Origin of the sequence: Thioalkalivibrio sp. ALE28 (genome assembly GCF_000377425.1) — a bacterium.
Taxonomy (GTDB): domain Bacteria; phylum Pseudomonadota; class Gammaproteobacteria; order Ectothiorhodospirales; family Ectothiorhodospiraceae; genus Thioalkalivibrio.
The window spans coordinates 1-14,693 of record NZ_KB898116.1; the positions used below are offsets into that span (position 1 = coordinate 1).

At 60.3% G+C, this 14,693-nt stretch carries 12 protein-coding genes and 1 pseudogene; 9 read left to right on the top strand and 4 right to left on the bottom strand.

Annotation, left to right across the window (positions count from 1 at the left end):
• A pseudogene (locus D105_RS15325) lies at positions 1 to 582 on the top strand (hypothetical protein); the annotation flags it as partial.
• 26 nt (positions 583 to 608) lie between these two features.
• On the opposite strand, the gene D105_RS15155 reads toward D105_RS15325, so the two are convergent.
• Positions 609 to 1,715: a hypothetical protein gene (locus D105_RS15155; RefSeq protein ID WP_155987718.1), complete on the bottom strand. Its 1,107-nt coding sequence runs from the start codon at positions 1,713 to 1,715 to the stop codon at positions 609 to 611.
• A 902-nt stretch (positions 1,716 to 2,617) separates the two neighbouring features.
• Between D105_RS15155 and D105_RS0113790 the strand changes: the two genes are divergently transcribed.
• From D105_RS0113790 to D105_RS0113800, 3 genes are read left to right on the top strand one after another with little or no spacing between them, the layout of a single operon-like run.
• The gene (locus D105_RS0113790) at positions 2,618 to 3,391 is read left to right on the top strand and encodes a vWA domain-containing protein (RefSeq protein WP_018878783.1); all 774 of its coding nucleotides are present in this window, start codon (positions 2,618 to 2,620) and stop codon (positions 3,389 to 3,391) included.
• Between the two features lie 23 nt (positions 3,392 to 3,414).
• Positions 3,415 to 4,518, top strand: coding sequence for a protein phosphatase 2C domain-containing protein (locus D105_RS0113795; RefSeq protein WP_255349545.1), 1,104 nt, complete (start codon positions 3,415 to 3,417; stop codon positions 4,516 to 4,518).
• Positions 4,502 to 5,836, top strand: a complete 1,335-nt coding sequence (locus D105_RS0113800) for a hypothetical protein (RefSeq protein ID WP_018878785.1) — start codon at positions 4,502 to 4,504, stop codon at positions 5,834 to 5,836. The genes D105_RS0113795 and D105_RS0113800 overlap by 17 nt, the downstream gene beginning before the upstream one ends.
• Positions 5,837 to 6,209: 373 nt before the next feature.
• Here D105_RS0113800 and D105_RS15160 read toward each other — a convergent pair whose 3' ends face one another.
• Both D105_RS15160 and D105_RS0113815 read right to left on the bottom strand, forming a co-directional pair.
• A complete protein-coding gene (locus tag D105_RS15160) occupies positions 6,210 to 7,070 on the bottom strand; it encodes a hypothetical protein (protein ID WP_155987719.1) in 861 nt (286 codons plus the stop codon).
• 83 nt (positions 7,071 to 7,153) lie between these two features.
• Positions 7,154 to 8,170 carry a YafY family protein gene (locus D105_RS0113815; RefSeq protein WP_038033031.1) on the bottom strand — a complete coding sequence of 339 codons (1,017 nt, stop codon included), beginning with the start codon at positions 8,168 to 8,170 and terminating at the stop codon, positions 7,154 to 7,156.
• Between the two features lie 185 nt (positions 8,171 to 8,355).
• Here D105_RS0113815 and D105_RS0113820 point away from each other — a divergent pair, with 185 nt between their 5' ends.
• The gene (locus D105_RS0113820) at positions 8,356 to 8,544 is read left to right on the top strand and encodes a hypothetical protein (RefSeq protein WP_018878789.1); all 189 of its coding nucleotides are present in this window, start codon (positions 8,356 to 8,358) and stop codon (positions 8,542 to 8,544) included.
• 19 nt (positions 8,545 to 8,563) lie between these two features.
• On the opposite strand, the gene D105_RS0113825 is transcribed toward D105_RS0113820, so the two are convergent.
• On the bottom strand, positions 8,564 to 9,193 hold the full coding sequence (locus D105_RS0113825) for a hypothetical protein (protein ID WP_018878790.1): 630 nt from the start codon (positions 9,191 to 9,193) through the stop codon (positions 8,564 to 8,566).
• 196 nt (positions 9,194 to 9,389) lie between these two features.
• On the opposite strand from D105_RS0113825, the gene D105_RS0113830 reads away from it, so the two are divergent.
• The 4 genes from D105_RS0113830 to mobH all read left to right on the top strand — a co-directional run.
• Entirely contained in the window at positions 9,390 to 11,450 is a 2,061-nt protein-coding gene (locus D105_RS0113830) for an ATP-binding protein (RefSeq protein ID WP_018878791.1), read from the top strand.
• A gap of 149 nt (positions 11,451 to 11,599) precedes the next feature.
• Complete coding sequence (locus D105_RS0113835) at positions 11,600 to 12,136, top strand: hypothetical protein (protein WP_018878792.1); 537 nt, start codon at positions 11,600 to 11,602, stop codon at positions 12,134 to 12,136.
• 163 nt (positions 12,137 to 12,299) lie between these two features.
• A complete protein-coding gene (locus D105_RS0113840; protein WP_018950954.1) occupies positions 12,300 to 12,635 on the top strand; it encodes an MbcA/ParS/Xre antitoxin family protein in 336 nt (111 codons plus the stop codon).
• Positions 12,636 to 13,630: 995 nt separating this feature from the next.
• Positions 13,631 to 14,693 (top strand): MobH family relaxase (gene mobH, locus D105_RS14330; RefSeq protein WP_018878795.1); only part of this gene is annotated, 1,063 nt, incomplete at its 3' end.

Genomic DNA, 14,693 nt, shown 5'->3' on the forward strand with positions numbered 1-14,693 from the left:
CTGACACTGATCCGCCTGCCGGTGGCCCGTCTCTGGTCCGACCCCGAGACGATGCCGACGGAGTTCGAGGGTTCCGTGACTCCGCTGGGCGAGGCATCGACCAAGGAGACAACGGAGTCTGGCGACGGAGCGGCAAGCCGCCCTGCACCGGAAGAAGTGGCCACCCCCGCAGCAGATCCGCCCACGGCGAGCAGCGTCGCGATCCAGACAGGTCAGTCTGACGGGGTGGCGCAAGACCACTCGCCCCCCGGCCCGCCCGTATCCGCCGGCGTGGACGATCTGCCACTCCCGCCGGGTCTCGACGATGCCCTGGATAAAACCACTGACGAACCGACGGCCAAGCCACCACCGCAGCCGATGCCGTCCTGCGATACGGGTGCGGACACTCCCTTGCCTGAAGATCCGGGCGACGCCTGTCTCGAATGGATCCGACGAGGTGTCGCGGACGGGTCGCTCCTGGTGAACACGCGAGAGGCCCGGATCCACGTCCAATTCAGGAAACGCCCCGGAAGTCGCCAAGCGAAAGAGGCACTGATTGGCGCCCCTGCATCCGGCTCCGTGCTCCGGATGCAGGGGCGCTAATCAGTGCCTACCTAAAGCGGAATAAGTCAGGATTTCAACACCAAATACAACATAAACACAACAAAAAGCACGGCCAGCTGGAGCCAAAACAGGGTCCAATATCGCCGCCAATTACTTGACTTCGAACTTCCCTCTATCTTATCTATCACCCACTCCCACCCGAACACCTTAAATATAGCAAACAATCCGAACGCCCCCAACAAAGACATCGATATGCTTTTGATAGCGAGTTCAACCGCTGCCGAAACACCTTCGTCCGACGCAGTCGCAAAAACATACGCCACCCACCCAATAGAACCTACAAACGCTGCCAAAAGAACGAACACAAAAGCACAACCCCTGAACGGCTCGTAGTCACTACTATTAAATTCTATTTGGCCGTTCCTGTTTAGATCGACAGACCGCCCACTCTCTCCATTTATTGTTCGGTGGATTTCGCACAACCCAGTCTCATCCGCCCGCATTCTGCATTGCTTTCCTTGCTTGGTCATGGCACGACAAACCATGCTCGGCGTTGTCACTTCGGCTTTTTCGGCGGGCTTATTGGGCTTTTTCCTTTGGCTGTTTATTTTTAGGCGGCGTTGCCGCTCCCTCTCTTCATTGATCTTTCTGTGTCTTTTACAAACACCAGTCTCATCTGCCTTAAGTCGGCATTGCCTTCCTTGCTCGGTTATGGCACGACAACGCATATCCGGCGTTATCACTTCGGCTTCTGCAGCGGGCGTACTGGGATTTGACCGATTGCGCCTTTTGGCGCTCGCGTCTGCTGCCGTCTTTTTTGCCTGATCCAAGCCCGACGCTGAGTGTGGATACCCTTCCAAATCCCATCCGCCCAAGGCTGTACGCCAAGCGCTAACAGCCCATTCCGCCAGCGGGATTTCGGTCCCTCGTTCCTCGTGCAGGCGCTTAGCCAGCATTGGAATTATGATGCTGCCGGAAGTTTTACCAGCGTCACTCAGCAGTTCCTTGGCCAAGCCCTCTTCGGCCACGGCAGTCAGCACGTTCGCCTCAAGCCTGCCTCCCGCACATAGATCCAAGAGCAGCGCTTTGACCCGGGCAGTCTCGCTGCTGAGGCTCGGTCCGTATTGCACGATCAGATCCCTGAGCACTTGTTCAGCCTGTCGTCTCGTCACGCCAAATCCTTCAACCATTCCCAAGAGCATCAATGATGACGGGCCAACCGCGTAGGCCATGATCACAAAAGCAAGCAACAATGCCTGAATTTAATCAATACCTGCAATGCCCCATCATCCGGCCCGTCGCCGCTATAAGGATCCCTCCATGAGGTTGACCGGGGTACTACGGGACCAGGGTCGCTTGCGAGGGGTCAGGTTGAGCCTGTCCTCGACCTGCAGGCCCCTCCCTCCATGACCTCGGCAGAGTCAGTACCTTTCGGGAATTAACCGCGAATCCGCCGGTTGATCTTCTCGTTCGTGCCGCGTTCCCAGCTGTGGCAAGGTCGGGCCAAGCGCACGGGGCAGTCGAGTCTGGCTCTCGCCTGCTCGTGGTCCGCGACTCCTTCCCGTTGTCGACCCTGATGCTTTTCACGACTGGGAGCCAATGCCGCAGGGCATCGGCCATCACCTTGTGGATCTCCTGGCCGCACGTCGTCCCACCATGCGCATGGCGACCGTACCACTCTTGGGCTACACAAGCGGCACCTGAGCCGGAACACCGCTGTCCAGAACCGTGTCACCTTCCCAGACACCAAGACGGCGACGTGCCTCGATCACCGCAGGACGCTCCTCGATCCGGACCCGACGGTCGACCGTCCCGTAACGCTTACAAGTGGCCCAGCGCTCGCAACGCACTGATCTGATATCGTCCTTCCTGGGTCCACTGCCTGCAGCGCCCCACCGGCGAGCCTGAATAGCTTTGGGGTAGAAACCATCCATTCCACGGCGGTAGCTGCCCCCGCCCCAGTGGCTTCAGGCGTTGCACTTATTATGCGCATTCAAGCTGTATTCAATACGCACCGACTGGCGCAGGCCTTGCGTTGTGCTGGTTGCTAATCACAAACCAGAGGAGAACAACAATGACAACCGATGCTGCCCCGGAAGAAATTGCAGGCACCGCTAGCCACCGCAAGCTCCACTTCATATGGATGGTGGATTGGTCGTATTCGATGGATGGGCAGAAGATCCAGAAAATCAATTACGCCATTCGCGAGGTGGTCCCAGAGATCCGCCGTATCGAAGACACCGAACGGGTTAAAATATTCATGAGCGCCATCCGTTTTGGCGACAAGGCCGAATGGCACATCGGGCCGGACCCGGTCCCGGTGTCCGACTTCGACTGGAAGGACATGGACGCCACGGGAGGGGTAACCGCGACTGCGCAGGCGGTCGAACTACTGGTCGATGCTCTGCATGTGGAGAAGGTAGGCAAGCGAAACGTCCCCCCGGTGTGCATTCTGCTCTCGGACGGCTACTGCACGGACCCGGAAGGCGCCTACCAAAGGGCGATCGACAAGCTGAACAAGGAGCCATGGGGCAAGAAGGCCGTACGCCTGTCCATCGGCATTGGGAGAAGTGAAGGAGATTTCAACAAAGAGGAGCTGGACGCCTTTATCTCTCCCTACCTCCGGCAAGAAAGCAATCTAGAAACCCTGCATGCCGACAATCCAGCCACGCTGGTGCGATACATCAGAACAGTCAGCACGGTGGCCACCATTGCCACCTCGCGAAGCAAGGAGGCAACGGAAGCGGATACCACACCGGCACCCGTTCACATTGACAAGGGCGTGTTCGAGACAAGCGGCGAAGACCTGCCGGACTTGTCTAACATCGATGCTTCGGAGGTGTTTTGATGGCTAGTCACCAACCGGGAAGCATGCGGTTGGGGTTTGGCACGTCCCAAGCCTTGGTGACCTGCCCAACTGGCGCCACCCATCTGGAAAAGGGGCAACCCTGCCAGGATGCCTGCATGGTGGCCCAGCACTACTACCGCGGGGTGCCCTACACCGTCATGGTCGTTGCCGATGGGCACGGGAGCGCGAAATACAGCCGCAGTGACGTGGGAGCGCACTTCGCTGTAGAGGCGGCAGGGGATGCTGCGACAGAGCTGGTGATCGGGTTGGCCTCCATGCGAGAGGAGCATCCCGATGACTGGCATAAGCAGATGCAGCACGAAGTCTCGCACAGACTTGGGCGGGTTCTTGTACAGCGGTGGCGGACGCGCATCGATGAACATGCAGCCGCCTACCCAGAACTCGGGGTGGAGCCTGGGAGCGATGCTTGCTTGGACCGATACGGCAGCACCGTTGCGATGGTCATCATCTACGATGACCAGTGGCTGATTACCGCGAACTTGGGCGACAGTTCCATCTACCTTGCCAGACGCGAAGGTAACGGATACGACATCCAGGAGCTGGCAGCCCAAAATCGTGAGAGCTTCGGGCTGGGTACCGACAGTCTGGTGAGTCCACGCGCCAACTATCTTTGGCGTTCCGAGATTCTCTCGACGACAGACGAGCCGCCAGCGATGATCTTGCTGACCACGGACGGGCTGACTGACTCCGTGGGCACCCCCCAGGACAGCATCGTTGATCTTTGTGAGCAGACCATGTGCCACGGCATGGACTGGCTGGCGCGGGTGCTCCCACAACAGTTGGCACGCTGGAGCGCCGATGGGGTGGGCGATGACATGGGCTGTATTGTGTGGTTCCCCACATTGTCGCCACCGTCATCGGCGTCGGACAGTAACCATGCCTCATCCTCCACCAACCCAGATACACCTGAGCAAGTCGCGCCTGTCCGACAGGGGCATAGCGGCACAATGGGCGCCAGCGAGACTCTCGATAGCACTTCCGCCACACGGGTTCAACCGGCGATGCCCGACATGGCGGGAAACGAGCCTGTCGCATCATCTGCTGGATCTTCCAGCCCAAGAAAGGCACAAAACGACAAAGGAAACGTCCATGGCGAATACCTTTGAATTCATCGGTAGTACCAGCGGTGAGCACTATATTGCCAAACAGCGCATTGCCCAAGGTGGCCAGGGCGCGGTTTACCGCGTCAAGGCCAAAAGCGATAGCAGACCTTACGCGGTCAAGTGGTATCACGCGAACAGCGCCAGCGATAATCAGCGCCGCCAGCTCGAGACGCTCGTGAGCCACGGTGCTCCGCGCTGCGATGAGGAGGGGATCGATTTCGTCTGGCCGATCGAGATGGTGCACTTTGACGAAAGCTCAAGTTATGGCTACGTCATGCCGCTCTATGATGCCGATCGCTACGTGCACTACAACAAGGTGATCAATGGCAAGGTCACGCAGCCTAGGCGGGACACACTGGCGCAGATGAGCTATCGGGTCTGCATGGCTCTGGAGGCGGTTCATCGTTCCGGACTGGTCTATTGCGACATCAACCTTGGCAACATCCAGTTCGATACCAAACAGGGCACGCTGATTGTTTGCGACAACGATAATGTAGTTGTTAACAACTCTGACGCTTCAATCGCAGGGGTACCGGAGTTCATGGCGCCCGAGGTGGCCCTCGGACAGTCCAAGCCCAACGCCCAGACCGACCTGTACTCCCTCGCAGTGCTGCTCTATCAAGTCTGGACCTGGGAACACCCAATGGAAGGGGCTCAAACCGCCTTGGTACGCAGCTGGGATCAACCGGCCAAGCTGCAATATTATGCTCGGGACCCGCTGTTTGCGCACCACCCTACCGATCAGCGCAACTCGGCGGCAGGCGATCCCATGCTGACTTACAGTTTGAGGCGCTGGAACGAGATCTGCCCCACCGTACTGAAAGAGGTATTCATTCGCACCTTTACGGATGGCGTGCACAACCCCGACCGCCGTACCCGACTGTCCGAGTGGCAGCGGTATTTTATGGAAATCGAAGCCAACGCGAGCCGCTGCCCTGAGTGCTCTGCCGTCAACATACTGGACCCAGATCAGCCGGGGCAGCTCTGCTACCATTGCTGCACGCCACAAACGTCACAGCTGGTGCTCAAATGCAGTTACCGGGGGGGTGGTTCCAACCTGATGGTTTACTCCGGTGCGCCGTTGCGACGGCACCACGTGGAACCGCGAGCGATCGGTGAGCAAGCCCTAGAGACATTGGGCCGCGTGGAAGACCACCCCCATCAGCCCGGCGCTCACATTTTGCGCAATTTTAGCGATCACGCCTGGGTCTATGACCTGGGCGAAGAACGCTTCCGCATCGAACCCGGCCAAGCTCGAGCGCTCAGTCCCAACGGTAAGATCATGGTCGCCGATGCAACCATGCAGATCGCAGCCATTTAAGCAGATGTCAACATTGAGACCCAACAGCTGGAAACGCAGGTCGCAAGATAGTAAGCATACCAATGGGCTCTCGGCCTACTGGCAATCCGGCTCAGGGACGCAGGGCCTCCATTTGCTTTGGAGCTTACTCGCGGCATTGCTAATGGAAGACGCACCGACGCGAAAGACGAGCCGCAGCTAGCTGACGTTCCACGCCGAGTATGCGCTGTGCTGCGCAACCTCTGCGCACAGCATAAGCGAGAGGCGACAGTCCTTTTGTTCGGATCGGGCCGGCATAGCCATGACCTCGTGATATACAATCAAGCGTGATCCAACATGTGCGGCGAAGTTGTCGAGCCGGTAAAGATCACGTTGGTGAGATGAACGTTTCCTTCTACCTGAGTAGGAACGATGTTTCGATCAGGGGACGGTTTTGACTCTGAAAACGCCTTGCCAGATCGACAAAATCGGAAAACGCGGCATCGCTAGCCGCAAACGCAACTCTCTCGCGTGCAACCGTCAGATCAAAATTACGATGATGCTCGGATTCATAGTCAACCCAACCCCGATACTCCACGACAATGGGCACTTGGAACATCAGTGTGTCAAGCGTTCCCTGTTCGCCCTCGCTCCGATCCTGATTATATAAATCCACACCATCCTGTAATTCTACCCGGAGCTTCTCCTCAATATCGAACTCATTTGTCCTAACAGAGGCCAGGACACTTCCATCTTTGGAATTCTCGATACGAACCGATTGCCCCGCTGTTTCGAAAAACACCTCCCCTAATTTTACATTTCCGGCCTCAAGCGGAACGACATTTTCCGTCTGCGTCAGATCCCCCCAGCTAGAGATCACTGCGAATACCATCAAGCCCGCAGCGAGAATGGCCGCAGGCACAATGCCTTTTAGAAGAAAATCCTCTTTTTCAATCCCAGAGCCACTCGACCTAGCACTCTGCTCGATCTCGCGATTTCCCTTACCCGCAGATTGCGAGGCTGATTGATGCTCATTCCGTTGCCCCCCTCTATTGCCGGGGGACGCCGCCGCTTCGACCGCATTCACGCCAGCGGCTCCATTCGCACTGATCCAAAGGGCTGATGTCTCCGGATAGAGCGGATCAGGAGCCAATTCGATGTCCGCGTCGGGATATTGCTCTTGATAGCGTACAACCAATTGATCCAGGTCAGCGCTGTCATCGAATTCGTCGATGACGTCCTCGTTGTGGCCGGTCTTTCGGATTACGCGTCCCATCTTCTCTCCTCGCCCCTCGGGGCTTTCCTTGGTTCGTCGTTCGACCCGATCAGCTTTGCGGGGGCTTCGCTATATCCGAACGGCTAGAGATAGCGTTCCGCAGCATTTCGCAGCTCGGTCGCCACGCCCTCTCGAAGCGAAGCGGGCTGGATCACCTCCACCGAACTACCCATGCCCAGAATCCACCAGCGCACACGGGCGCTGTCGCGCACAGTGGCGGTCACCCGATAGCCACCTGAACCGTCGGCGGTAATGGTCTGGTCGTCCGCCAGTCCGGCTTCCCCGAGGTGATAGGCGACCGACCCGTTCACCCGCAGCTCCAACTGGACCTTGTCACCCTCGGGGTAGTCGAAGTCGCCGTCGGCGATCCGCTTTGCCAGATCGAAACCTGCATCGGGATCTTTGGCGGGTACATCGGTGAGGCTCACCGCCTCGAGGCGGTGGACGGCCAGTTGCAGGACGTTCTGGTACGGCTCCATGGTCGCCAGCAGATAGGTGATCGGCTCGCGGAACACGAGCGCCAAGGGATGAATGCGGTGATCACGCGTGTGTCCGCGGGATCTGGAGCGATACGTAACGTCGAGGCATCGCCGTTCGAGCAGGGCTTGCTGCACCGTGGGGAACACGCCATCCGGGATCGGCGGCGGGTTCAGTGGTGGCCCAGCCGAAAGGATTCGGACGCGATCCGGCCACAGACGAAGACCGGAGCCCTCGCCGGACGCCTCGAGCACCTCCGTGGCCCGTTTTACGTGCGCCTTGAGCCGGTCGCGGGCGGCCGGCGGCAGCAGGCTGGAGGCATGGGCATCCACAATGGCGAGCGTGAGAGCCGTCTCCGGATCCAGTGCGGGAACATCCTGCAGCGGCGCATCGTCGGACCAGTACCAGCCGTAGGGCCGTTCACGGTCATCGCAACCCAGCGGGAGGAAGGATGAGAGATTCTCAACGTCCCGTTCGACCGTTCGCAGCGACACGTCGATCCCGCGATAAGCGAGCCCCTCCTTGAGATCCGGAGCGCTGCGCCGTCTCGGGTGGCGCGGGATCATCCCCAGCAATAACATTCGGCGTTGCAGCGTGGCACGCATTGCCTGCCCTTCCGGCATCCCTTCTCCCCTGTCGCCCGGTCCGTTAAATGCCGGTGCATTTTCCGCCACCTTATCCCACACCGTCCTCATGGCAAACCGAGCCCCTGCCCTAACGTTCCGCCCAGTACATCGCATCGGGGCGTCAGATCATGTCGCACAAAGGCAGCAAATTGTCCGAAGCATCACCAGAACAGGAGATCGCCATGAGATGGATCGTGATCGGACTCGCATACCTGTTGGCTGGGTGCACCGCGACAGCACCCGCCGGATTCGGCAAGCCCTCCATCTATGACGCCGACGGGAACCGCAAGAGCTACATCACCGAAGGCGCCCTGGGCCAACAGCAGGTCCGCGACACTCGAGGCGTGCTGCTCTACGAGATCTACGACTGATCGGTCCCGCGGGTTCGGACTAGTGTCCGGAGCACCCAAACAGTTCAAGCTGAGCCCCGTCCACCGCCGCGGTCTGCTCAACGACGTCATCGCTCATCCCCGGGATTTCGCGCCGCGCCACGGGGAACGAGACGTGAAACTGGATATCCAGGTGCCGCAGGTTTTCCTGCAGGCCTGCGAACCATCCACCGGATGGCGGAAACTTCAGGGCCACCTCATCGCCACTGGTCACTGCCAGGAAAACCGAGATCGATTTCCGGAGATTGGTGGCCTCCAGCCGCTCTCTGGACCGCTGCAAGCGTTCATGGGGTTCGCCTTCGAAGTAGAGGTCCCGGATGTCCGTGCACACCCGCAGGAACTCGATCGCCTCACGGTCCAGCGGTAGCTGCTCCGGGGTGGCCCACCACAGAAGGGCATCCGTCACCAGGTACCGGTAGTCGTAGGTCGGGCTCAGCTCCTCCAGCATCAGCCCCGAGGGGCCCGCTTGCCGAAGGCGTGAGGCCTCGAAACGTCGGCGCATGCCGGTCGACGTGGCCCAGGCCATGCGCTTGTCGGCCCGCAAGACCAGCATCGTTTCCGGCTGGTTTACGCCCGACCGCTGGGGGTGGTCCCCACCGATCACCATGGTTGCACCGACGATGAATGTCATGAGCCTGCCCCTTCCGAGTGATGAGTGCAGACTTTATAACCGGACCCTGCGACAAAACCTGTCGCCCTCCTGTGTAAGGCTGGAGCCCTACTGACACCAGGAGCGTCACATGCCCATGAGCCATCGTCGTCGACTTCGTAAAAACCGCGTGCACTCCAGCCGCCCATCCCGTTCGGGGACACTGAACGGGATCCGCATGCTGTGGGGCCTGCGCGTCGTCGCAGCAGCCTTGCCGCAGGACGTAAGCGGCAGCATGGACCAGCTGCTGAGCAGCGACTTACTGGAGGGCCTGGGCATACACCTCGACGACGAAGAACGGGACCTCGACGAGCGCGCTTTGGAGCGGGCGGTGCAGGAACGCCTTCAGACATTCGAGTCCGACGCCCCGCGCCTGCGAGACCACCCGATCGCGCAGAACGTCCGGATCCTGGGCGAACCGTTGGGCCTGAACGGCACGGAGCGCGAGATCCTGGAGCTTCTCACCATCAATGCCTCTAACCGCGCCTTTTCCATGCTGCTGTCCGAAGTTCGCGAGGCCTGTGACCTGTCCCCGGAGGGGGTGCTGGCGTTTGCCCTGCAGCGGACCGAACGCGAGATCCGAACCGTCCTCGCACCCGGCGAGACCCTGGTACGTTCCGGTCTTGTCGAACTGGACACGCGCGGCACGTTGATGAGCAACGATCTTGGGTTCGAGCTGCTACGCGGTCTCGCCTCCGAACTTTCCGGCACGCTGGACTCCCCGGATCGCATCTTCGCGGGGTTCTTCCGCGACATGCCGGCTCCCGAGGCGGATCAACTCGCCCTGCCGCACCTCGAGTCGGACATTGAACGGCTCAAGGCTCTGCTCGTCCAGGCCATCGCCGACGGCGTTCAGGGCGTCAACATCCTGCTGTACGGCCCCCCGGGCACCGGGAAGACCCAGATCGCGCGGCGCATCGCCCAGGAGACCGAGCTACACGCACGGGAGGTGAACCATGAAGACGCCGAAGGTGCCCCCATGGAACCCCATCATCGGCAACGGGCCTACCAGCTCTGTCAGTACCTGCTGCGCCGTGCTGACGATGCCCTGATCGTCTTCGACGAGATTGAGGATGTGTTCGGGCGCGATCCGTTCGCGGCGCTCTTCGGAGGCCGCCGTCACCCGAAGAGCGGCGGCAAGGCCTGGACCAACCAGATGCTGGAGGAGAACGCGGTACCGGCGATCTGGATCACCAACCATCCGGATCAACTGGATCCGGCTTATCTGCGTCGCTTCGATTACGCGCTTGAGGTGGGCCACCCGCCCCGCTCGGTCCGCCGCGCACTCCTGGCGCGCGCCTGCGACGGCCTCGACGTGACCGAAGCCTGGCTGGACCACACGGCCGGGACCGAGGCACTGACCCCCGCCGAGATCCGCCGCGCCGCACGTGTGGCACGGCTCCTGCGCAATGGCCGGGATGCGCCGGAATCGATCATGGCCGATCACCTGAACCAGCAGGCCGAACTTCAGGGGCGCCCGCCACTAACCACGCCCCGCGGGCTGGATGCACTGGACTATGGCCTCGAATACCTCAATACCGACACCCCGGTCGAGGCGGTCATTGAGGACCTGGTCGCAAGCGGGGAAGGCACCCTGCTCGCGTACGGCCCGCCGGGCACCGGCAAGACGGCGCTGGCCCATCACCTAGCCGAACAAGCCGACCGCCCGCTGCGCAAGCGCACCGCCTCGGAACTGATCTCGCCGTATGTGGGGATGACCGAGAAGAACCTGGCCCGGGCCTTTCGGGAAGCGCGCAAGGAAGGCGCGGTGTTGCTGCTGGACGAGGCCGACAGCTTCCTCACGGACCGATCGCAGGCCCGCCAGTCCTGGGAGACCACACGGACCAACGAACTGCTGGTCCAGATCGAGGCGTTCGACGGCATCCTCGTCTGCGCCACCAACTTCCTGGAGGCCCTGGACCCGGCCGCCCTGCGTCGCTTCGACCACAAGCTGGAACTGCGCTCATTGGATCAACAGCAGCGCGCAAACCTCTTCGATCAGCTTGTGTCGCGACTGCAGCCAAGCGATGCAGACGATCATGCCGCACTCGATACCGCTCACGCGGTCGTGCGCCGACTCGACGGCCTCACTCCCGGCGACTTCGCGACAGTGGTGCGAGGCCACTCGCGCCGGGGCACGCCTCGCGCAGGCCTCACCTTGCAGACACTGGCCAACGCTTTGACCGCCGAGCATCGGATCAAACCACACGGCCGTACGCAGCGGGCCGCTTTCGCATAAATCGAATGATATCTGTGGTCCAACAAGCCCACACCAGCACACTCGCTTCAAGAACATCTGGTCCCGTGTGTTCAAACGGGCACAGAGCGTCAATACCTGTCGCACGCTAGTGCGATGATGGAAAGATCATCGGATTAAAGGAAAAAAGGATGAGAGCTTTGGGCAACATAGGCGTGGCGACGCTATTCATGTGCATATCGGCTGCTTGGGCAGTCGACGGATACCAAGATTTACAATTCGGCATGAACCAACAGCAAGCAGGGCAATACCTAGAGGCCGAGTGCTCCTCCGTAGATATTCAGTCAAATACGATCCAAGCATCCAAATGCTTCCGCGTAGCCGGCCAGGAACCCGAGGTGAATGCAATTTTTGATGGAGAAGAGAAGCTCGTCGCCATTGAACTCGATTTCGCCAACCCGTTTAGCCAATCAGTCGATGAAGGCCTTGGTCGACGGATCGCCGATGGCTTAAATAAAGCGTACCAACTCGATGACCACACCTCGGTTGATGGTATTCAGTTTTTGGTATTTGAGGGCGGGCAGGTCATTTTCCGGTTCGGGCTAACGATCAATCATTTTCTCGGTTTTGCCCAGCCCGTAACGAGCATCGTCTACGCGGCACCCGAAACGGGGGAATCGTTAATGGAGCGCTGGGGGCTTGGATCAGCCGACCCCTCGGAGTTCTGACCCGCGAGCCCATCTGCGCTATCAGTAGAATTCTGCCGGCAAAGACGAGAGACGAACCGGCCTGCACCATGGAGCCCGTAAACCCTGACTCGCCGAAGGAGAAACGAGCATGCATTCAACAATGCCAAGTCGATCCCCGAACGAGCGGCGCGCCCTCGCACGAATGGTAACCACGTTGTTCGAGCACTGGGCGCTCGATGACGACGAATCGCTCGCCATGCTGGGGCTAACCAGAGCCGGTCGCTCCTGTCTAACGCGCTATCGCAAGGGCGAACCTCTATCCGCTCACCGTGACATGCTGGATCGGGTCGGACATCTGCTGGCGATACACAAGACCCTGCGTCAGATGTTCCCGCACGAACGCGATCAGGCATACCGATGGATCCGCACCCGCAACCGTGCGTTCGATCAGCGCACGCCGGCCGAGATGATCACCGAGCACGGCTTCGCGGGTCTGCTGATGGTTCGGACGTATCTGGATCGGGCAGCCACCCACTGACGCCATGTTCTAGAAAGGACACCATCGGGGCCATTCACCCTGTTCTGGACGGCGGCACGGCGGTCGAGTCACTCGACTCTGACGAGGACAGGAAGACGGTCCTCACCGTCCGCAGAAATGGGGTAGAACCCCATGGCGTCTTTACTCACCAACGCCAATGACCGATTCCTCTCCGTTGGGGCTCACACCGACTATGCCTATTCTTCATGGACCTAGACGACTTCCGGGCCAGTAAGGCACTGTTTGGGTTCGCCAAGAAGAGACGTAACCGCCACGGCACCGGCGGCATGGAGGAGCGTTCCTGTGTCTTCAGCCGAGGAAGAGCCGCCCACACGAGCGAAGGATGCCCCATGATACAGCACCATCCCTTTATCCAACCTGCTGACCTCGCTGATGCTTTGCCACCTGTAGATGCGTTTTCATGCAGGCGTGCCCCGCTGGCCGGCCGGTCGGCTGGCCTTATGGCGCGGGGGAGGTGGTAGATGTCTCGCTATTACAAGCGGCGCCGCTTGGGCTATCGAAGTCGGTCGCTCTCCCCGGGTCAGCAGCGCGCGATGGAGCACATTCGAGAATACGAAAACCTCGAGCATCGCCTAGGCCCGATCGTCGACGATGTTCGTGACGCATTTTTCTCTTTGTCCGACTACGACCTGAAGGATCTCTTCAAGGAGTACGCGCGAAAGTTCCGGGTACGGGATGGAGTCGACAGGAGGGGTCCTACCAGGTGCACGATCAATCTCCTAAACGTTAGATGAAGCTGGCAAGTCTTTTTCGCCAAAAAGGCGAGACCGGTTCGGCAGCCGAGATGAGTGTGCGAAGGGCGGCCTTGGTGCTTAGCTGGCGCCAATGGGCGAGGGGATGCGGCGGACTGCGTCAGCGGCGTCGGTGGAAAGGCCGGAAACTTTCGGGATTTCGGTGAGGGTTTCGAAGGGACCGGCTCGCGAGGCAGCGGCGATCATGGGTGCCCCATGACCAATGATCCGAGGCAGTCCCTAATGCTGCAGTTCCTCCGTCGCAAGTCTCCTGCTACTAAACAAGCCGAGCGGAGGAAGATACCGCCTCAGGACGGGCTACTCCCCGTCCTGAGGCCCGACGATCTGCTGCAGCCACCCCACCGCCAAGCGCTCCTGCGCCAGATCACCAGCCTTCTGGCTTTGCCAACGGACTGCTCCAGTCAGTACTTGGTCTCTGCGCTGCACCGATATTCGGCATTCGTCCAGGAAGTGCCCGCATCGGAGGTTCACCACCACTCCGGCCGAGGGGGTATGCTGGACCACGGCCTCGAAGTCGTGCTCAAGGCGCTTCAGATTCGCCGGGGATACGTCCTGCCACCCGGGGCGGAACCCGAGCGGCTGTCACACGAGGCGGATGCTTGGTCCTACGGCGTCTTCTCGGCAGCTCTGCTGCACGACGTAGGCAAACCCGTGGTTGACCAGGAGATCGTGCTGTACGGCGGCTCAGGGCATCGCCTGGGACGCTGGGAACCCTGGCACGGGCCGATGACCGAGCGACCGGGTGCGCGCTGGTATTCCGTGCGGTACCGGCGCGGTCGCGTTCACAAACTCCACGAACCTGTATCCAGCCTCGTCACGCATTGGGTCCTACCACCGGAAGGCATGTCCTGGATCGCTGAACACCAGGAACTGCTGCAGGCGTGGATCCATGCAATCCACGGGCACATGGAGGATGCGGGGGCGCTGGGACAGATCATCCTGCAAGCCGACCGGGAGTCGGTGGCGCGAAACCTGGGCGGCGAATCACCGGACCGACTGCCCACGCCTACGAAGCCGCTTCACGAGAAGTTGATGACATCGCTTCGGCACCTATTGAGCAGCGAAGATCTGCCGCTGAACCGCAATGGGGCGGCAGGCTGGCGCACGGAGTCGGATCTGTGGCTCGTGTCGAAGCGCGCAGCCGACGCGCTGCGGGCACAGCTCCGCGAGGAGGGGCATTCCGGCATTCCTTCAAACAACGACCGGATCTTCGACACGCTGCAGGAGCACGGACTGTTGGTCGCCAATGGGGATCGGGCCATCTGGAGGGCTCGGGTTGCCGGTG